The sequence below is a fragment of the Labrys sp. WJW genome (genome assembly GCF_001676615.1).
In the GTDB taxonomy this organism is placed as follows: domain Bacteria; phylum Pseudomonadota; class Alphaproteobacteria; order Rhizobiales; family Labraceae; genus Labrys; species Labrys sedimenti.
On record NZ_LYXZ01000001.1, the window covers coordinates 93,424 to 114,245 of the forward strand.

14 protein-coding genes are annotated in these 20,822 nt (G+C 64.5%); 8 read left to right on the forward strand and 6 right to left on the reverse strand.

The annotated features are described in order from the left end of the window. Window positions 1-686: 686 nt before the first annotated feature. The 8 genes from BA190_RS00385 (at window position 687) to BA190_RS00420 (ending at window position 12,797) form a co-directional block, all read left to right on the forward strand. Window positions 687-1,343 carry a DUF2291 family protein gene (locus tag BA190_RS00385; RefSeq protein WP_068281876.1) on the forward strand — a complete coding sequence of 219 codons (657 nt, stop codon included), beginning with the start codon at window positions 687-689 and terminating at the stop codon, window positions 1,341-1,343. Then, a complete protein-coding gene (locus BA190_RS00390) occupies window positions 1,340-2,884 on the forward strand; it encodes a sugar ABC transporter ATP-binding protein (RefSeq protein ID WP_068281434.1) in 1,545 nt (514 codons plus the stop codon). The genes BA190_RS00385 and BA190_RS00390 overlap by 4 nt, the downstream gene beginning before the upstream one ends. 128 nt (window positions 2,885-3,012) lie before the next feature. Next, window positions 3,013-4,056: an ABC transporter permease gene (locus BA190_RS00395; protein WP_068281435.1), complete on the forward strand. Its 1,044-nt coding sequence runs from the start codon at window positions 3,013-3,015 to the stop codon at window positions 4,054-4,056. 106 nt (window positions 4,057-4,162) lie between these two features. Then, window positions 4,163-5,110, forward strand: coding sequence for a D-ribose ABC transporter substrate-binding protein (locus tag BA190_RS00400; protein WP_068281436.1), 948 nt, complete (start codon window positions 4,163-4,165; stop codon window positions 5,108-5,110). 139 nt (window positions 5,111-5,249) lie between these two features. Next, a complete protein-coding gene (locus tag BA190_RS00405; RefSeq protein WP_068281437.1) occupies window positions 5,250-6,116 on the forward strand; it encodes a DeoR/GlpR family DNA-binding transcription regulator in 867 nt (288 codons plus the stop codon). A 68-nt stretch (window positions 6,117-6,184) separates the two neighbouring features. Then, on the forward strand, window positions 6,185-7,708 hold the full coding sequence (locus tag BA190_RS00410; RefSeq protein ID WP_068281438.1) for an FGGY-family carbohydrate kinase: 1,524 nt from the start codon (window positions 6,185-6,187) through the stop codon (window positions 7,706-7,708). Window positions 7,709-7,747: 39 nt separating this feature from the next. After that, window positions 7,748-9,403: a glycerol-3-phosphate dehydrogenase/oxidase gene (locus BA190_RS00415; RefSeq protein ID WP_068281439.1), complete on the forward strand. Its 1,656-nt coding sequence runs from the start codon at window positions 7,748-7,750 to the stop codon at window positions 9,401-9,403. Window positions 9,404-9,965: 562 nt separating this feature from the next. Then, window positions 9,966-12,797 carry an autotransporter domain-containing protein gene (locus tag BA190_RS00420; protein WP_068281440.1) on the forward strand — a complete coding sequence of 944 codons (2,832 nt, stop codon included), beginning with the start codon at window positions 9,966-9,968 and terminating at the stop codon, window positions 12,795-12,797. 65 nt (window positions 12,798-12,862) lie between these two features. Here BA190_RS00420 and BA190_RS00425 read toward each other — a convergent pair whose 3' ends face one another. From BA190_RS00425 to BA190_RS00450, 6 genes are all read right to left on the reverse strand, one after another. Further along, the gene (locus BA190_RS00425) at window positions 12,863-14,485 is read right to left on the reverse strand and encodes an MFS transporter (protein WP_068281441.1); all 1,623 of its coding nucleotides are present in this window, start codon (window positions 14,483-14,485) and stop codon (window positions 12,863-12,865) included. Then, window positions 14,482-15,615 (reverse strand): HlyD family secretion protein, encoded by a 1,134-nt coding sequence (locus BA190_RS00430; protein WP_068281442.1) that lies wholly within the window; start codon window positions 15,613-15,615, stop codon window positions 14,482-14,484. The genes BA190_RS00425 and BA190_RS00430 overlap by 4 nt, the downstream gene beginning before the upstream one ends. 217 nt (window positions 15,616-15,832) lie before the next feature. Then, window positions 15,833-17,644 carry a phosphogluconate dehydratase gene (gene edd, locus BA190_RS00435; RefSeq protein ID WP_068281443.1) on the reverse strand — a complete coding sequence of 604 codons (1,812 nt, stop codon included), beginning with the start codon at window positions 17,642-17,644 and terminating at the stop codon, window positions 15,833-15,835. A 133-nt stretch (window positions 17,645-17,777) separates the two neighbouring features. Next, window positions 17,778-18,560, reverse strand: a complete 783-nt coding sequence (locus BA190_RS00440) for an ATP-binding cassette domain-containing protein (protein WP_068281444.1) — start codon at window positions 18,558-18,560, stop codon at window positions 17,778-17,780. Next, a complete protein-coding gene (locus tag BA190_RS00445; RefSeq protein ID WP_068281445.1) occupies window positions 18,560-19,642 on the reverse strand; it encodes an ABC transporter permease in 1,083 nt (360 codons plus the stop codon). Before BA190_RS00445 ends, BA190_RS00440 begins: the two co-directional genes overlap by 1 nt. 104 nt (window positions 19,643-19,746) lie before the next feature. Beyond that, window positions 19,747-20,781, reverse strand: coding sequence for a sugar ABC transporter substrate-binding protein (locus BA190_RS00450; protein ID WP_068281446.1), 1,035 nt, complete (start codon window positions 20,779-20,781; stop codon window positions 19,747-19,749). Window positions 20,782-20,822: the final 41 nt, after the last annotated feature.

Below are 20,822 nucleotides of genomic sequence, written 5' to 3' on the forward strand. Positions count from 1 at the left end.
TGATCCATCTCCCAGGCAGGGCCAGGCCTCCCACTCATCGCCGGCGATTTCCGCCTTGCGCGTCGATCTGTGATCTTCGTGATTTTATATATCATAAAGATATCATACGTCACGTAATTTATTACTTCTATAACACATTATTTCAGGAGACGCCGCCCGCCTGCAGAAAAGGGAAACATATCCAAAAGCCGAAACTCGCCCTCCGATCCCTCCGTCAGAGCGAAGCGGAAAATCCCCCTGCGTCACACTTGCTTTGGCCTGCGTCGTGAATTTAACTATTTGATTTAATTGTTTAAAATTTCAAATTTCCGATTTTTTCCCGCAACAATGCACTAGACCAGCAGCTCCGCAGCGGACCGCGCCACCCTGCCAGGAGCTCGCCGCATCTCCGAAGGACCAACAGTCGGAAACCACCCTTTCCGGAAAACTTTTTCGCCGAGCCAGCGAGTCAAGATTATAACTCTGTTGACGTTTTATAAAACACAGATATAACATATCTCAATGATCAGCGAGAGAGCCGTTCCGGCCCGTGAGAGCGGGCCGCATCAGCGGCAGAATGGGAGGAGCCATGCTGCGCATTCCGCGCACCGGGTCCGCGCTTGCGGCACAAGCCTGGGCAAGCCTCGGCCGGGTATTCCCCCATCCCCGCTTCCTGATCGCACGCAGCGAAAATGGTGGGCTTCGTCATGAGCAATAGTCATGGTGCATCCGCGAGGGCACCGGCCGCCGGCGGCTGGCGTCGGCTGATCGTGCCGGCGCTTGCCGTTCTTGTTGTCGCGGGAATCGCCTTCGATACCCGCATCGTGCAGATCGGTTCCAAGGACGATGTGCGCCAGGCCGCCTTTTCGCCCGACACCTACGGCGCCGAGCATTTTCCGCAGGTCAAGGCGGCCATCGAGCAGCGTGCCGTCGAGGCCAAGACCCTCGCGCCGGCGATTCTCGCCGACAAGGCGGCAGCGGCCACCAAATATGGAACGGCAGCCTCTACCGGCTCGATCATCCCCGTCCGCCTGACGGGTGTCGCCGGCGAGCAGAAGGCGGGCATCTACAAGCTCACGGTGGACGGACTACCAGCCTCCATCGGCGTGCGTGTGCAGACCGGCCCCGCCATCAATGGAACCGACCTTCGCGACGCGCCGGGCGATATCGCCTTCGGCCAGTTCAAGAACCAGATCGAGTATCAGAACGCCGGCTCGGCCATCAATCGCGAGATGAAGAAGCAGGTGCTCACCGACATCGATACGGCAAATCTCACCGGCAAGACCCTGGAGATCGTCGGTGCCTTCCGCTTGGTGAACCCGGAAAACTGGCTGATAACGCCCGTGGCGGTGACGGTGAAATGAGCGGCGAGCCCTCTCCGTCCGGCGCACAGGCGCCCGAGGTCGTGCTGGCCGCGCGCAACGTGGCCAAGTCCTACGGCAATGTGCACGCCCTCAAAGGCGTGAACTTCGACATTCATCGCGGCCAGGTCACCACCCTGTTCGGCGAAAACGGCGCCGGCAAATCGACCCTGATGAAAATCCTGTCGGGCATCGTGACCCCGACATCGGGCGAGATCCTCCTCGACGGTGAGCCCGTGGTGTTCTCCTCGGCATCGGATGCCCGCGACCGCGGCATCTCGATCATCCACCAGGAACTCTCCCTCGCGCCCAATTTGTCGGTGCGCGACAACATCTTCATGGGCCGCGAGATCATGGGCCTCACCGGCGTCGACTTCGCCAAGGAGGAGGAAGAGACGCGCGCCTTGATGGCCGAACTCGAAGAGGACATCGATCCCCTCACCCCGGTCGGCGAATTGCGGCTGGGACAGCAGCAGATCGTCGAGATCGCACGCGCCCTCTCGGTCCGCAGCCGCATCCTGATCATGGACGAGCCGACCTCGGCCCTGTCGGCGACGGAAGTGGCGGTGCTGTTCAAGGTCATCGGCGACCTCACCAGCCGGGGCGTCTCGATCGTCTACATCTCGCACCATCTCGAAGAGGCGCTGGAGATCACCAATCACGCCGTCGTCCTGCGCGACGGCACCATGACGGCCTATGCCCCGCGTGCCGAGATCGACCTCAAATGGATCGTGCGCAACATGGTGGGCGAGAACTATGACCTCGGCTCTCCGCCGGAAGGATACGAGTTCGGCGCCACCGCGCTTTCGGTGCGCGAGCTCACGGTGCCGGATCCCGCCGGCGGCGGCTACAACGTGGTCGACAAGCTGTCGCTGGACGTCAAGGCCGGCGAGATCGTCTGCATCTATGGCCTGATGGGCGCCGGCAGGACCGAATTGCTGGAAACCCTGGCCGGGCGCCTCAAGGCCTCGTCCGGCCAGGTCCTCCTGGAAAATGACGAGGTCTCGGGCCTGACGATCGCCCGGCGCATCCAGGCCGGCTTGGCCCTGGTCCCCGAAGACCGGCAGCGCGACGGCTTGGTCCAGACCATGAGCGTGGGCCAGAACCTGTCCCTGGCGTCGATCGCCGATTTCACCCGCGGCCTGTTCACCTCGCTGAGGATCGAGCAGCAGCTGATCGACGACACCATCCGCAAGGTCACGGTCAAGACAGCAGGCGGCGGGGCGCCCATCGGCTCGCTGTCCGGCGGCAACCAGCAGAAGGTGGTGATCGGCAAGATGCTGGCCACCAACCCGAAGGTGATCCTGCTCGACGAGCCGAGCCGCGGCATCGATATCGGCGCCAAGGCCGAGGTGTTCCGGCTCCTCGCCGAGGGCGCGCGCCGCGGCCTCGCCGTCATCTACTCCACCTCCGAAGTCGGCGAATGCCTCTCCGTCGCGCATCGCATCATCGTGATGCGCAAGGGCCGCATCGTCGCCGAATTCGGCGCAACCGCAAGCAAGGACGAGATCATGGCCGCCTCGGGCGAAGCCGTGGTCCATTGATCCTCCAGAGCAAGGTGCCTTGGCATGAAATCGCATCCTCGCTCTAACTTTTTGTTTCGACACGACTTTGCGACCCCTGCCGGTGTCGGCAGATCGCAAAACGCTCTAGGCTTTTAGGAGGCCTGCCCATGTCGCACACCGCTGCAAGTACGAGCGCCAAAGGGCAGAAATCAGGCCCCGGCCTCGGCCGGCTGCTCCTCGAAGGACGGGCCTTCTTCGCGCTGATCCTCATCGTCGCGGTCTTCTCGTTCTTGTCGCCGAACTATTTCACGATCGGCAATTTCCTGACGATGGCCTCGCACGTCGCCATCTACGGCATCCTGGCGCTCGGCATGCTGCTGGTGATCCTCAATGGCGGAATCGATCTTTCGGTAGGCTCCGTGCTGGCCCTGTCCGGCTGCGTGGCCGGCTTCCTGATGGGCGGCGTGACCTTGCAAGTCGCCGGCGTCATCCTCTACCCGCCGGTCTGGGCCATCGTGGTGCTGACCCTGGTGGTCGGCGGGCTGGTCGGCGCGCTGAACGGCGTGCTCATCGCCTGGTTCCGGGTGCCCGCCTTCGTGGCCACGCTGGGCGTGATGTATGTCGCCCGCGGCGTGGCGCTGCTGATGACCAACGGCCTCACCTACAACAATCTCTCCGGCCATGCAGATCTCGGCAATACCGGCTTCGAGTGGCTGGGCTTCAACCGCCTGTTCGGCGTGCCGATCTCGGTGCTGATCCTGGCTGCGCTCGCCATCGTCACGGCCCTGGTGCTCGGCCGCTCCGCTTTCGGCCGCTGGCTTTATGCCTCGGGCGGCAATGCCCGCGCCGCCGAATTGTCGGGCGTGCCGGTCAAGCGCGTGCAGATCACCGTCTATACCGTCTCCGGCATCCTGTCGGCGATCGCCGGGCTGGTGCTGTCCTCGCAGCTGACCTCGGCCGGCCCTACGGCGGGTACCACCTATGAACTCACGGCCATCGCGGCCGTGGTGATCGGCGGCGCCGCCCTCACCGGCGGGCGCGGCACGGTCCAGGGCACGATGCTCGGCGCCTTCGTGATCGGCTTCCTGTCGGACGGCCTGGTGATCATCGGCGTGTCCTCCTACTGGCAGACCGTCTTCACCGGCACGGTGATCGTGCTCGCCGTCCTGCTCAACTCGATCCAGTACAAGGCCCGCGGCCGGCAAGGCTAGGAGTCCGCGCAGAAACTTTCCCATTTCGGCAACAACAACAGATCTGCAGTGGGATCGTTGCCGTCTTGCGACGGCAGACAACTTCACCAATCAAGGGAGATGCCCAATGTTCAAAAAAGGCATGCGTTTACTGGTTGCGGCCGTCGCCGTGACCCCGTTGCTGATCGGCTCGGCCTCGGCGGCGGGCCTGATCTCGATCATCGTCACCGATCCGGCCAATCCTTACTGGTTCACCGAGGGCGAGGTCGCCAAGAAGACCGCCGAGCAGCTCGGTTACACCGCCTCGGTCGCCGCCCATAAGGGCGACACCAACACCGAGAGCACGCTGATCGACACCGCCATCACCAACAAGTCCGCTGCCATCATCCTTGATCCGGCCAATGCCGACGGATCGGTCGGCGCGGTAAAGAAGGCCGTCGATGCCGGCATTCCGGTGTTCCTCGTCAATGCCGAGATCAACAAGGAGGGTCTGGCCAAGGCCCAGCTGGTCTCGAACAATGCGCAGGGCGCTGCCGTCGGCGCAGAGCAGTGGGTGAATTCGGTCGCCAAGTCGGGCAAATATGTCGAATTGTTCGGCAACCCCGCCGACAACAACGCCGCCACCCGCTCCAACGGCTATGAAACCGTGCTGACGCAATATCCCGACCTGACCAAGTCGGCCCAGGAAGTCGCCAACTGGGATCGCGCCCAGGGCTACCAGAAGATGCAGTCGATGCTGCAGGCCCATCCCGACATCATCGGCGTGATCTCCGGCAATGACGAGATGGCCCTCGGTGCCGTCGCGGCGCTGAAGGAAGCCGGCAAGCTCAAGCAGGTCAAGGTCGGCGGCTTCGACGGCTCGCCGGACGCGGTTGCCGCGATCAAGGCTGGCGAACTGCAATACACCGTCCTGCAGCCGGTTGCCGTCTTCTCCAAGGAAGCCGTCGTCCAGGCCGACACCTTCATCAAGACCGGCAAGACCGGCGCGGCGACCGAAAAGCAGCTCTTCGACTGCGTCCTGATCACCAAGGACAATGTCGACAAGTATGTCTCGGCCTTCACGCTCGCCAAGTAATGACGAAGCCGGGATGGCTGTTGGCCATCCCGGCTCTCGCAGGGCGTGTCGCGTCCTTCCACAGCAGTGATTGCTGCAGGCAGGCATATTCCGGCACTTCGGGATATCCTGCCGTCGCTCAATCCGGAAACAGACCGACATGACATCGACGAGAGCCACGCAGGACGAAACGCTGGAACAGATCATCGCCGATCAGGTGCCGAGCGACAGCCGCCATGCCCGCCAATTGGCTCGCCGCCAGCTCATCATGCAGGCGGTGATGGCCGAGGGCACGATGCGCATCGAGGAATTGGCGGAACGCTTCGCCATCAGCCTGATGACCGTGCATCGCGATCTCGACGAGTTGATCAACCGCGGCCTGCTGCGCAAGTCGCGGGGCATCGTGTCGGCAACGCCCACCAGCCTGGTGGAATCGAGCGATGTCTACCGCTCCATGCGCCAGGCAGTGGAAAAGCGCGCCATCGCCCAGGTCGCCGCCCAGTTCCTGGAAGCCGGGCAGGCCGTCTTCTTCGACGATTCGACCACCGTGCTGCAGATGGCTCCGCATATTGCGGCTCGCGTCCCGCTGACGGCGATCACCAACTCGATCATCCTGATGAACGAGCTGAAGGAAATGAACGATGTAACCCTGCTTGGCCTGGGAGGGCGCTACTACAATTGGTGCAATGCCTTCATGGGCCCAGCCACCACGGCCGAGATCCGCCGCCTTCGCGCCGACTGCGTCTTCCTGTCGATGTCCGCCATCACCGACGACATGGTGTTCCACCAGTCCGCTGAGATGGTCGAGACCAAGCGGGCGATGTTCGACAGCGCGGCCAAGCGGATCCTGCTCGCCGACCATACCAAGTTCGAGCGCCGTGCCCTGCATGCCATGGGTAATCTGAGCGAATTCGATGCCATCATCGTCGATGACGGCATGGCCCCGCTCCAGGTCGAATTGCTGCGCTCGCGCGGCATCAACATCGTGATCGCGCCGATCAAGCAGCGCGCATCGCACGCCGTATGACGTGACCAGGCGTTTCGTCCGACGGCCCGCAATTTCTGCAACAACCCTTCGCGACGGAGTGCCTGCCAATGCCGACCCTGCTTGGAATCGACAACGGGTTGACGGTGACCAAGGCAGCCGTCTTCGATGAAAGCGGCACGCTGCTGGCGGTGGCCCGCCGGCGCATTCCCCAGATCATCCCGCATCCCCACCATGTCGAACGCGACATGGCGGGACTCTGGCAGGCGACGGCCGAGGCCATCGCCGAAGCACTCGAACAAGCGGGGCGTCCCGCCAGCGATGTCGCGGCGGTTGCCGCGACCGCCCATGGCGACGGCCTTTATCTTCTCGATGCGGAGCGCCGGCCGCTGGGCAACGGCATCCTCTCGCTCGATAGCCGTGCCGCGGAAATCATTGCCGGGTGGGACGGGGATGGCACCGCCGCCACGGCGCTCGCCCGCACCGGGCAGGTCGCGCATGCCTCGGCTCCCTCGGCGCTGCTGGCCTGGATCAAACGCCACGAACCCGAGCGGTTCGCCCGGATCGCCCATGTCCTGGCCTGCAAGGACTGGCTGCGCTTTTGCCTGACCGGGACGCTCGGCACCGATCTCACCGAGGCGAGCACGTCGTTCACGGCCGTCGAAAGCCAGGTCTACGAACCGGGCATCCTGTCGATCTTCGGCCTCGATGGCCTTGCCGGCGCCCTGCCTGCTGTTACCCGGCCAGACGAGATCGTCGGCACGGTTTCGCAGGCTGCCGCCGCCGCGACCGGCCTGACGGCCGGGACCCCGGTAGTGGCCGGCGTCCACGACGTCGTCGCCTCTGCCCTTGGCATCGGCGGCCATCGCGAAGGTACCGTGGCGATCGTGGCGGGGACCTATTCCATCAATGAGACGATCGCCAGCACGCCGAAGACCGATGTGCGCTGGTTCTGCCGAAACGGCATCAAGCCGGGCGAATGGAACCATATGAGCATATCGCCGGCCTCCGCCGCCAACTATGACTGGTTCCTGGATACGCTCTGCGCCATCGAACGACGCGCCGCGGAGGAGACAGGCGGCTCCATCCACGCCGCCATCGGCGCCGAGATCGAGGCCGCGCTCGCCCGGCCCTCCACCGTGCTCTTTCACCCCTATCTCTACGGCTCTCCGCATGGCGCGACCGCCAGCGCCGGATTTCTCGGCCTGCGCGGCTGGCACGATCGCGGCGACATGCTGCGTGCCGTCATCGAAGGCATCGCCTTCAACCACCGGGTGCATGTCGACGCCTTGCGCGAAGGCTTTTCTCCAGGCGCCATCAGCCTCACGGGTGGCATTTCGAAAAATCCCCTCTACGCCCAGATCTTCGCCGATGCGCTAGGCCTGCCTGTTACCGTGAACGAGACCGAGGAGGCAGCGGCATGGGGCGCCGCGCTGTGTGCCGGCGCCGGTGCCGGCCTCTATGCGTCGCCGACGAATGATCCCCGCGATCTCGGAGCTCTCGCCCGGCACTACCGGCCGGATCCCACGCGCAGCCGGCAGTTGCAGGAGCGCTATGCTCTGCATTGCGACATCGCCACCCAGCTGGCGCCCCTCTGGCCGCGCATCGAGGCCCTGGCCTCGCAGGCGGCCTAGCACCCTGGCTCGCTCGGCACAGTCCTATCGGTATTTGACATGACCAAAGACATTGACGTTCTCATTCTCGGCGCCGGCATCAACGGTGCGGGCCTGTTTCGCGATCTCTGCGAGCAGGGCCTGACCTGCCTGATCGCCGACAAGGGTGATTTCGGCTCAGGCACTAGCGCGGCCCCGTCGCGGCTGATCCATGGCGGCATCAAATATCTGGAGACGGGGGAGTTACGGCTCGTCGCGCAGTCGACGCTGGAACGCAACCTCCTGCTGCGCAATGCGCCGCATCTGGTCGAGCCCTTGCCGACCGTGATCCCGATCTTCTCCTGGCTGCAGGGCATCCCGGCAGCGTTGCGCACGCTCTTCGGCTCGACTACGGCGCCGCGCAACCGTGGTGCCGTGCTCATCAAGATCGGCCTGGCGCTCTATGATTTCTATGGCGCCCGCCATCGCGTCATGCCCAAACATGCCCTGTGGTCCCGCGGTCGCGCGCTCACCGAAATCGCGCCGATGACGCCGAAGATCGTCGCCGCCGGCACCTATTACGATGCCAAGGTCACCTGTCCGGAGCGGCTGGTGCTGGAACTGCTGCAGGACGGCATGGCGGCCAGCCCGGGCTCCGAAGCCCTGAACTATACGAACCTGGTGTCGGCCGAGAACGACGTCATAGGCCTGCGCGGACCAGACGGCACGGATCGGAACGTTCGCCCGCGGATCGTCGTCAATGCGGCCGGCCCCTGGATCGACCATGTCAACGGCGCTCTCGGGTCGCCCACCAAGCTGATCGGCGGCACCAAGGGCTCGCATATCCTGCTCGACCATCCAGATCTGCTCGCGGCACTCAAAGGACGGATGATCTATTTCGAGGCCAATGACGGGCGCATCTGCCTGGTCTACGACTATCTCGGCCGGGCCCTGGTCGGCTCGACCGACATCCGCGCCGATGATCCCGACACGGTTCGCTGCGACGACGAGGAAATCGACTACTTCCTCCAGAGCCTGCGCGATCTCCTGCCCGGCCTGGCCTTTTCGCGTGACCAGATCGTCTACGCCTATTCCGGCATCCGCCCCCTGCCCGCCTCCGGCAATACGGCTGCCGGGCTGATCAGCCGCGACCATTCGGCTCCCGTGCAGGAGCCCACGGATCGCCGGCCCTATCCGATCGTTTCACTGGTGGGCGGCAAGTGGACGACCTTTCGCGGCTTTGCCGAAGAGGTCTGCGATCTCATCCTGCGCCGCCTCGGCCAGGCGCGCCGGCGTGGCACGCGGGACCTCGCCATTGGCGGCGGGCGCGACTATCCGGACGAACCCGCCAGCCATGCCCGTTGGATCGATCAGACGGCAAAGGCAACCGGCGCATCCGCCGCACGCACCGCCGAATTGCTCGGGCGCTATGGCACGACGGCACGGGCCATCCTCGCCCATGAAGGAGCGCAGCCGGCCCGACTGGCAAACGCGGGCGACTACTCGCTGGCTGAAATCGACTGGCTGGTACGCCACGAAAAGGTCGTAGCGCTCGAGGACATCGTGATGCGGCGCAGCACCCTGGCCATCACCGGCCGCCTCAGCGGCCGTGACCTGGCGGCGATTGCCGACATCGCGGCCCAAGCGCTTGGATGGAACGAAGCGCAACGCAACGAACAGCTGGCAAAAACGCAGGCGATACTCGCGGCACGCCATCGCATTCGCTTCGAAAAATAGCCCGCTTCAGCTGGGGGACCACCGGTGTCGTGCCCCTTGGCTCCCTTTGCCTTCGACCGGCGCGATCGCAAAGCGCACCTTACCAGAAGCGACGCCGGGATCTGCGATCTCACAGCGCGGCCAAAGCCAACGCTTCGTTGGGGCTTCCCTCACGGATCCTCAAGACTGGACATTCCGCACGTGCATCAGTCCGTAGAGACGGTGGCAGGCCATGATCCCTCACGACAAATGGCATGGCTAGAGATACACGGGCCTCAGCAAAAACTTCTGCATTCGGCAAACGATTCGAAATCTCTCGCCGATTGTATCAATTCAATATGCACACACTATTCACAATCAATGATTTCAGGATAATTTATGATTTCATATAAACTTAATATTGAAAAATCATACACTTAAAAGTCTCATTAGAACGTATAAATTTTGACTCATATTCTAAGGAATAATGAGATATATCTCATATTCCCAACGTTCGGCGTGCCTGTTTCAAGAGCACCCGGCAGGCCCTGTCAGGCGGTTGCTCAGGCCTGAACTGGCACGGCAACGTGGAAGGAGGAATCCCATGAGGTCGTCGATCGGAAACGCACGCGTTCGCTCCCGCCTGCCCGGACGCTCGCTCCTGAGTTTCCTGTTGGCATCGAGCGCCGCCATGCTGTGCCAGTCGGCCTATGCCCAGGTCACGGCCAGCGGCGGACAGACTGTGCGCATCACGCCCGCCCAGGCCACCTGCAAGAACGAGATCTGCTTTCACGCCATCGACCAGGGCTCGCTGCTTTACAGCAATGCCGACACACCCATCGACGTCACGGTACCGCCTGCCTCGAATGGCGACGACTACGACATCGGCATCTTTGCCGAGGATGGGGCGACCATCAATCTGAAGGGCGGAGGAACCGTTCGCGTCGGCGGGAGCTCGACGGGGCTGCAAGCCAATTGGGGAGACGTAGCGGGGGCCACGATCTATGCGACCGATCTGAGCCTTGACGTCGCGGACGTTGCCAGGGGTGCGATAGCTTCCCGGAGCAGCCGCATGACGTTCAGCGGCCAAACCACCCTGGTGGGGCATGGTGCCTGGTCGGATGGCCTTTCTGCCCAGTCCGACAGCATCATCACCGTGAATGGCCCGATCAACGCCAGTGGTGCCTGGCTCTACGTCGCCAACAGCAGCGATGGCAGCCGGGTCGATCTGAAAGGCGGCGGAACCATTTCACTGACCGGGGCAGGCCAGGGTGTTTTTTCGGCGGTCGCCGACGGAGTTCTGACGGCGACCGGCATGAAGATCCATGCCGATACCAACCAGAGCAGTGGCACCTCCTTGCTGAGCGGCGGCAGTATCAGCACCATCAAGGTCTCCAACAGCGAGCTGGATGGCGCCAATTCCGGGGGAGCGATCTGGGGCATCCACGTCTCGAACGCCGTGACGGAAAACGCCATCTTCGTCCTGGACGATAGTCGGCTTACGATGAACTCGGCCGGAGCGGCCATCTATGCCGATGGTGGACGAGCCACGGTGCGCCTGACCGGTACGGACGTCACGGCCTTCAAAGGCAGTGGCGGCTTGCTCGCCAATGTCGGAACGGGCCGGATCTTCCATCTGCCCAGCGCACTCAACCTGAGCGCAATCGATTCCACGCTCTCCGGGGACATGGCGGTGGATGCACCTGCCGCGGGCGGAGCAAACACCCTGTCGGCCAGCCTGCGCGGCACCACGACATGGACCGGCAATCTGACTGTGAGCGGCGCCTCGCGAGGCAGTGTGACCCTGGCCGATTCTGCCCATTGGACCGGTTCGACGAGCAATGCGACAACTGTCGTGCTGAGCTCTGCCACGGCCCTGTGGGCGATCCCCGGCAGCGGCAATTCCACCGTCTCCGGCACGGTGAAGAATGCCGGCAAGATCGCCTTCCAGGCCGGTGGCCCGACCACGCTGACGGTGCGCAACTTCGTCAATGACGGCGGCACCATCCAGGTGAACATCAATGCCGAGGGCCAGACCGACTTCATTCACGCCACCGGCACCGCCACCCTCAACGGCGGCACGGTTTCGGTCATCCCCGCTTCCGGCAGCTATACGATCGGCCGGACCTACAGGATCCTCACCGCCAATGGCGGCATCACCGGCCAGTTCGCCAAGGTGGTTGACAACGCCCCCTTCGTCGATCTCGGCCTGTCCCAGAATGCCAATAACGTCTATCTGAAGGTCACGCGCAACGACACCAGCTTCGCATCGGTCGCCAGCAGCGAGGGCCAGCGCGCCGTGGCCGACAGCGTGGAGACGCTGGCGAGCGGCAACACGCTCTATCAGGCCGTCGCCAAGGCGCCGGATGTTGCCAGTGCCCGCCAGGCCTTCTCGACCCTGTCCGGCGACATCCATGCCTCGGCCCGCAGCGTGCTGGTCCAGGACAGCGGCCTCATCCGTGATGCCGTGCTGAACCGGCTCTACACCGCCGATCTCGGTGCCATCGCACCGGCGGCCACACTCTCGGGCCCGACCGCCTATGCCGAGACCATGCCGGCAGCAGCGCCGGCGCCGTTCGGCTCGGCCACCCCGGCGGCCCTGTCCGGCCTCTGGGCCCAGGGCTTCGGATCCTGGGGCCATCTCGGCGGCGGTGGCCGCGATGCCCGGGTCGATCACGACACCGGCGGCTTCCTCATCGGCTTCGATACCCTGGTCCAGGGCTCGTTCCTGCAGGACTGGCGCCTGGGCGCCTTTGCCGGCTACAGCCATTCCAGCTTCGACGTCGATGCCCGCGCCGCCTCCGGCACCGCCGACAACTACCATGTCGGCCTCTATGCCGGCCGGCAGTGGAACGCCCTCGCCCTGCGGCTGGGCGCAAGCTACACTTGGCACGACATCGACAGCGACCGCACCGTGGCCTTGCCGGGCTTTGCCGACAGGCTCAGCACCAGCTACGACGCCGGCACGGCCCAGCTCTTCGGCGAACTCGGCTATCGCATCGATACCCAGGCCTTCCGCCTCGAGCCCTTCGTCAACGCCGCCTATCTCAACCTGCACACCGACGGCTTCCGCGAGACCGGCGGCGATGCGGCTCTGAGCGGCCGAGGCGAGACCAGCAACCTGGGCTTCACCACCCTGGGGCTGCGTGCGGCCACCAGCTTCGATCTCACCGAAGGCACCAGCGCCACCCTCCAGGCCACCCTGGGCTGGCGCCACGCCTTCGGCGACGTCAGGCCGACCGCCGCCCTCGCCTTGGCCAATGGCTCCGTCTTCAACGCCAGCGGCACGCCAATCGCCCGCGACGCCCTGGTGGTCGACACCGGCATCAGCGTGGCACTGTCGCACACGGCCAGCCTCGGCGTATCCTACAGCGGACAATTCGGCGAAAAGGCCGTCGACCAGAGCGTCAGGGGCAATTTCGTCTGGCGGTTCTAAGTTAACAGAAAAGATCAGGATATTCCGATAAGTCGAATTTAAATCTAGGAAAATTGAATTTTTTTCTAGACAGGAAGACGGTTTGGCCGGGGCAGCAGCGCGATCAGCAGGAGGCAGACGAAGGCGCCGCCGGCAGCGGCCAGGAAACCGTCGATATAGGACAAAACTGCCGCCTGCTTGGCGATCGCGGAGGACAACAGGCTCGTCGCCCGGGCGCTGGCGATCGCCACATCCGCCGTATGGGCACTGACGGCATTGCGATAGGCCGCGAGGCGGTCGACCGTTGCACCGGCAAGGCTGTCGACATGCAGGCCGATGAGATTGGAATGGACCTGTTCACGCACACGCACGAAGGTCTGCATGAAGGCCGTGCCGATCTCGCCGCCGAACATGCGGCTGATCTGCAGCAGGGCGCCGATCGTCAGCGCGTCGGCCGGATTGATCGACTGCACCGCCAGGACGACGAGTGCTGTGAGGGCGAAGGACTGGCCGAGGGCCTGCAGGATCTGGGATTGCAGGAAATCGTCGGTGGCCCAGGCGCTGGTGAGCTGCGCCGCCATCAGGCAGGCGATGCCGACCAGGGCCGTGCCGGCAGCCAGCACCCATCGTCCGTCGACGCGCTTGAGGACATAGCCGAGCGGCACCACGATGATGAGCTGAGGCAAGGCGATCCACAAAAGCACCGCGCCGACCTGCAATTCCCGGAAGTTCTGCACCGACTGCAGATAATTGGGAATGATGTAGGCGGTCGACAGGATGATGAAGCGAAAGCCCGCCAGCAGCATCAGCAACAGCAGGAGATGATGCTGCATCAGGAGCCGCAGGTTGAGGAAGGGCCTGCGGCTGACCCACAGCTCGCGGACGACGAAAGCCGCCGTCACCAGGCCGCCGGCGATCAGCAGGCCGTTGACCAGCCCGCTATTGGTCCAGTCGAGGCGGTTGCCCTGGTCGAGCCCGGCATAGAGCAGGCTGAAGCCCGCGCCGGCATAGACCAGGCCTGGCCAGTCGAAATGGTGCAGGAGCTCGGTCTTCACGTCCTCGCGCGGAATGCCGAACCACACGCAGGTGAACATCAGCGGCAGCAGGCCGCAATATTGCCAGCTGATCCAGCGCCAGGACAGATTGTCCGCGTACCAGCCTTCGAGCGAGGCCGCGACATTCTGCGAGAGCTCCGAATTCATGGCATAGACCGCGATGCCGTAGATGATCAGGCGCGGCGGCAGGCTGCGGGCAATGAAGCTGATGGTCAGCGGAATGAACGTCCCCGATCCGACCCCCGCCAGGAACTGGGCGGCCAGGAAGGCCCCGAGATTGGGAGATAGGGGCGCAAGCAGGCTGGCGACGAAGAGCAGGGTGATACCCAGCAGCAGCATGCGCCGCACCCCGAAAATCGCGCCGAGATAGGGGCAGGCCACCCCGACCAGCATCTGGCCGACGGCGAAGGTGGTGGTCATCCAGGCCCCTTCGTCGAAGCCCAGATGCAGGCCGCCGCGCAGATCGGCGAGGCCGAAGCTGGTGACGCGGCTGCCGAGCGTCGACATGATGGAGCCGAGCAGCACGCCGAGGATGCCGATATAGGGACGCAGCGTATCGGCCCGGAACCGCGGCGGTGCATGCGTCGCGGGTTCGAGGGCCGCGCCGGCGGCCGTCAGGGGTGCGGCTGTCGCGCTCACGGCTGCCGTCGTCATGGCGACGCTGCCGCGGCAACGCCTGACCTGTCGCCTGTATCGACGGTCGCGACCACCGACATGCCCGGCCGGATCAGGGTTCCCAGCGCCGGATTGGGATCGAGGGCGATCTTCACCGGAATACGCTGCACGACCTTGGTGAAATTGCCGGTGGCGTTGTCGGGAGGCAGCAGCGCGAAGGTGCTGCCAGTGCCGGGAGACCAGGCTTCGACGCGGCCGGTCAGGACCAGATCGGGAAAGGCATCGACGGTGACATGGGCCGGCTGACCAAGCCGAATATTGGTCATCTGCGTTTCCTTGTAGTTCGCCACCACCCAGATATTGGGCAGCGGCACCACCGCGATCACCTGCGTGCCGACATTGACGAACTGGCCTGGGCGAACCTGGCGCTGGCCGACGAGCCCTTTCGCCGGCGAACGGATCTTGGTGTAGCCCAGATTGTTGGTGGCGAGGGTGACCTGGGCCTCGGCGGCCTTGATCTGGGCCCTGACCTGCTGCTCCTGCACGTCGAGCCCGGCAAGCAGGGCCTTCTGCTGGTCGAGCTGGGCCTCGTAGAGCGCCTTCTGGGCCAAGGCGCGCTGGGCATTGGCATCGGCCTGCTCGACCGACTGCTGGGTGCCGGCCGTGCCGGTCTTGAGCAGGTCGCGCTGGCGCGTGGCTTCGAGCTGGTAGCGCCGCACATCCGCGCTGCCTGCATCGATATTGGCGCCGGCCTGCCGGATCAGGGCATTCTGCACGTTCTTCTGGTTGGCGACATTGGCGAGACTGGCTTCGGCCGCGGCAAGATTGGCCTGCGCCAGCGCGAGCTGGGCCTGATAGTCGGACGGCTCGATCTCAGCGATCAGGTCGCCGGTCTCCACCGCCTGGTAGTCATGGATCGGAACCTCCTTGATGTAGCCGGAGACACGGGCCGACAAGGGCGTGACATCGCCCACGATGAAGGCATTGTCGGTCTCCGCGAGGCGGGCCGCACCGGTCCAGCGGTTCCAATTGCCCGCGACATACCAGACCAGCCAGGCCGCGAGCAGGAGGAAGCCGACACGCAAGGCCGGATAGAGCCAGCGCGACCGCAGGCTGCGCGCGGGCTGCGGCGTTTCGGATACGGTCGACTTTTCCGTGGCATCCGACATCTGTGCCTCACACCCATACTCGAACGCTGCCGATCCTGGCGAAGGATTCCGGATGGCGATACAAAAATATTCCACTACGCACACCGGACTTGCCGAGCCCGATCGAACCGCTCTCAGCCGGATTTTATCAAGAAGATGGATCGCGGCCGGCACATGGAGCTTCGACACGCTCGGCAGCCATGTTCATGCCGGGGCACGCCTCGAAGTGAGGTCCCCATCATCCAAACAAGGGCGAGGCACCGTGTTCCGCCGCCGAGACCTGCCGGCGAAACAGCCCGAAGAGCTCGCGGCCGACGCCGAATTCGTTGTCGACGAGATCCGGCTGGATGTTCGCCCGCTCGAGCGCTCCTGCCGTCAGCACGTCGATCGTGCCCGCGACAGCGTCGACGCGCACGAGGTCGCCGTCCCGGAGCCTGGCAAGCGGTCCTCCGTCGAGTGCCTCCGGGCTGACATGGATCGCCGCGGGCACCTTGCCGGAAGCGCCCGACATCCGCCCGTCCGTGACCAGGGCGACCTTCAGCCCCCTGTCCTGCAGCACGGAAAGCATCGGGGTCAGGCTATGCAGCTCCGGCATGCCATTGGCCTTCGGCCCCTGGAAACGCACCACCACCACGGTATCTCCGGTGAACTCGCCGGCACGGAAAGCGTGCTTGACCGCTTCCTGGTCGGCAAAGACGCGGACCGGCGCCTCGACCACATGGCGCTCCGGCGCCACGGCCGAAACCTTCATCACGCCGGTGCCGAGATTGCCCTGGAGCCGCTTGAGGCCACCCGTCGGCTGGAAAGGCTCTCCGGCCGGCCTCAGGACCTTGGGATTGAGGGAGGCGCTCGTCCCTTCCGACCACACCAGGGCCCCGTCTATGAGTTTGGGTTCGCTTGTATAGCGGGCGAGCCCCTCGCCGGCCACGGTCCGCGTATCGGGATGCAGGAGGCCGACTTCGAGCAGTTCGCCGATCATGAAGCCGAGGCCGCCGGCGGCGTGGAAATGGTTCACATCGGCGAGCCCGTTCGGATAGACGCGCGCCATCAGCGGCGTCACCTCCGAAAGATCGGCGAAATCCTGCCAGTCGAGCACGATGCCGGCCGCCCGTGCCATGGCGATCATGTGGATGAGCAGATTGGTGGAGCCGCCGGTGGCATTGAGCCCGACGATGCCGTTGACGAAGGCCCGCTCGTCGAGCACGTCGCAAACCGGCGTATACTCGTTGCCCAGCTGGGAGATCGCCAAGGCCCGCCTTGCGGCCTCCACGGTCAGCGCATCGCGCAGGGGCGTGTTGGGGTTGACGAAGCTCGAACCCGGCAGATGCAGGCCCATGAACTCCATCAGCATCTGGTTGGTGTTGGCCGTGCCGTAGAAGGTGCAGGTCCCCGGCCCGTGATAGGCGGCCATCTCCGCTTCCATCAGCTTGTCCCGCCCGCATTGGCCGGTGGCGAAAAGCTGGCGCACCTTGGATTTCTCGTCATTGGCGATGCCGCTGGCCATCGGCCCGGCGGGCACGAAGATCGCCGGCAGATGGCCGAAGGCGGCGGCGGCAATGACCAGGCCCGGCACGATCTTGTCGCAGACCCCGAGATAGACGGTGGAATCGAAGGTGTTGTGGCTGAGCGCAATGCCGGCCGCCATGGCAATGGCATCACGCGAGAACAGCGACAATTCCATGCCGGCCTGGCCCTGGGTGACGCCGTCGCACATCGCCGGCACGCCGCCGGCGACCTGCGCCGTGCCGCCGGCCGTGCGCGCCGCCGCGCGGATCAGGTCGGGATAGCTCTCATAGGGCTGGTGAGCCGAAAGCATGTCGTTATAGGCGGTGATGATGCCGAGATTGCCTGCGCCGCCCTTGACCAGCGCCGCCTTGTCGTCCACCGGCATGGCGGCATAGGCATGGGCCTGATTGCCGCAGGACAGGTGGGCGCGCACGGTGCCGGCGGCGCGGGCGCGTGCCATGCGCTCGAGATAGGGACGGCGAAGGGCGGCGGACCGCGCCACGATGCGATCGGTGACCCGTGCGAGCGTTGGGTTCAGCGCCATGGTGGCCTTTCTCGGGTTGGGAGACGATGCCGGCGTTGGTACGGCGCATCGCCTCCTGATGGCCTCGTCGATAAGGAAACGAAGCAAGAAACACGCCAGCCGAGGGGACAACGCCCCCCGACCCACGTCTGTGTCAGGCCGCGACCAGTTCCTCCGGCGGGGCCTTGGCGCCGGTCATGAAGGCAACCGCATCGGACATCGTATAGTCGCGCGGATTGATCACGCAGAGCCGCCGGCCGAGCCGGTGGATATGGATGCGGTCCGCCACCTCGAACACATGCGGCATGTTGTGCGAGATCAGCACGATCGGCAGCCCGCGCCGCTTGACGTCGAGGATGAGCTCCAGCACGCGGCGGCTTTCCTTGACGCCGAGAGCGGCAGTCGGCTCGTCCATGATCACCACCTTCGAGCCAAAGGCCGCCGCCCGCGCCACCGCGACGCCCTGGCGCTGGCCGCCGGAGAGGGTCTCGACCGCCTGGCCGATGTTCTGGATGGTCATCAGGCCGAGCTCGGTCAGCTTCTCGCGAGCCCGCTTTTCCATGGCCGGCCGGTCGAGCATCTTGAACCATTGCCCGAGGATGCCGGGTTTGCGGATCTCCCGCCCCAGGAACATGTTGTCGGCGATGGACAGCGCCGGCGACAAGGCCAGGTTCTGGTAGACGCACTCGATCCCCGCCTCGCGGGCATCGATGGGCGACCTGAAGCTGACGGCCTTGCCGTCGAGCCTGATTTCCCCCTCGTCGGGCGTGACTGCACCCGACAGGGCCTTGATCAGCGAGGATTTGCCGGCACCGTTGTCGCCGATCACGGCAAGGATCTCGCCGGGATAGAGGTCGAAGTCGCAATTGTTGAGAGCGGTGACCCGGCCATAGCGCTTGATCAGACCGCGCCCTGAGAGAATGGGTTCCTGTGCCATTAGCCTGCAACCTTTCTGATCCACTGGTCGACGGTCACGGCGCCGATGATCAGCACGCCGATGAGCAGGTAGGTCCATTGCGGGTCGGTGCCCACCAGCCTGAGGCCGAGCTGGAACACGCCGACGATCAGGGCGCCGAAGATCATGCCCAGGATCGAGCCGCGGCCGCCGAACAGCGAGATGCCGCCGATGACCACCGCGGTGATCGACTCGATATTGGCGAACTGGCCGGAGGTCGGTGAAACCGAGCCGAGGCGGCCGATCAGCACCCAGCCCGCCAAAGCGCAGATGACGCCTGATAGCGTGTAGACCTGGAGCAGCATCCTGTGGGTGCCGACGCCCGAGAGTTCGGCCGCATCGGGATCGTCGCCCACGGCATAGACATGCCGGCCCCAGGCGGTGTGGTTGAGCACGTACCACAGGACCGCGACTAGCAGCACCATGGCGATCACACCGGCCGTCAAGACCGCGCCGCCGAAGCGGAAGCTGGCGCCGAAGAGCTGCAGCAGCGGGGCCTGGGCCGCGATGTCCTGGCTGCGGATCGTCTCATTGGCCGAATAGAGAAAATTGGCGGCCAGGATGATCTGCCAGCTGCCCAGCGTGACGATGAAGGGCGGCAGCTTCATGCGGGAGACGAGCAGCCCGTTGATGTAGCCACAGAGTGCGCCGCAGGCGAAGCCGCACAGGATCGAGAGCGGAGCCGGCAGGCCGTAACGGAAGGTGAACTGCCCCATCACCACCGATGACAATACCATGATCGCGCCGACCGACAGGTCGATGCCGGCCGTCAGGATCACCAGGGTCTGGGCTGCGCCGACAATGCCGGTGATGGCCACCTGCTGCAGGATCAGCGTCAGCGAAAAGGCTGAAAAGAACTTGCTGCCCAGGAGGATGCCGAAGATGGCGGTGGACAGCACCAGCACGATCAGCGGCACCATGGCCGGGTTTCCGTGCAGGAAGTGCTGCGCCTTCTCCAGGGCTGATTTGTTGTGGACGTCGAAGCTGGCTACGCTTGTGTCGCTGCCCGAGAGGACTTTTTCGAAGTCCTGCGGACGCCCGACATTTGCCGAAGGATCGGTCATATCTTTGGTCTCCTCCCGTGGGGCGGTCGCCCCTCGTAAAAGGAGCGGCGCGGCGGCCGCTCCCCTGCAAGAACAAGATCGAACGTTAGCGGGCTGGCCTCAGGTCAGCCCCAGCACAGATCCTTGCCTTTCTTCGTATCGATGGATTCGACGCCGGAGGCCGGCTTGTCGGTGACGAGGGTGGCGCCGGTATCGAAGAACGCCTTGCCTTCGGTAGGCTTGGGCTTTTCGCCGCCATCGGCGAACTTCTTGATGGCCTCGATGCCCATGGCCGCCATCTTGAGCGGATATTGCTGCGAGGTGGCGCCGATGACACCCTCCGCGACGTTCTTCACGCCCGGGCAGCCGCCGTCGACCGAGACAAGCAGCACGTCCTTCTCGCGGCCGACGGCCTTGAGCGCCTCATAGGCGCCCGCGGCGGCCGGTTCGTTGATGGTGTAGACGACATTGATCGTCGGGTCTTTCTGGAGGCAGTTCTCCATGGCGGCCCGGCCGCCCTCTTCATTGCCGTTGGTCACGTCGTGGCAGACGTTGCGGGCATCGCCCCAATCCTGGATCTTGGTCGGATTGGCGATCTTGGAAATGCCGAAGCCGCTCATGAAGCCCTGGTCGCGCAGGACGTCGACGGTCGGCTGGCTCGGATTGAGATCGAGATAGGCGATCTTGGCTTCCTTGGCCTTGTCGCCGAGCGTGGCCTGGGCCCATTGGCCGATCAGCTCGCCGGCCTTGAAGTTGTCGGTAGCGAAGGTGGCATCGGCCGCGTCGATCGGCTCCAGCGGCGTATCGAGTGCAATGACCAGGATGCCGGCGGCGCGGGCTTTCTTGACGGAATCGACGATGGCCTTGGAGTCCGAAGGCACCAGCAGGATGCCCTTGGCGCCATCGGCGATGCAGGATTCGATGGCCGAGACCTGGCTCTCATTGTCGCCATCGATCTTGCCGGCATATGCCTTCAGGTTGACGCCAAGCTCCTTGGCCTTGGCGGTCGCCCCCTCTTTCATCTTCACGAAGAAGGGGTTGGTGTCCGTCTTTGTGATCAGGCAGGCGCCGACATCGGCTGCCAAGCCTGGGGTCGCAAAGGCGCCGAGAGACAGGACACTGGCGCAGAACAGCGCCGATTTCAGGACCGGTTTCTTCATCATATTCCTCCCTTTTGGAACGCATGGCCGGCTAGCCGGGC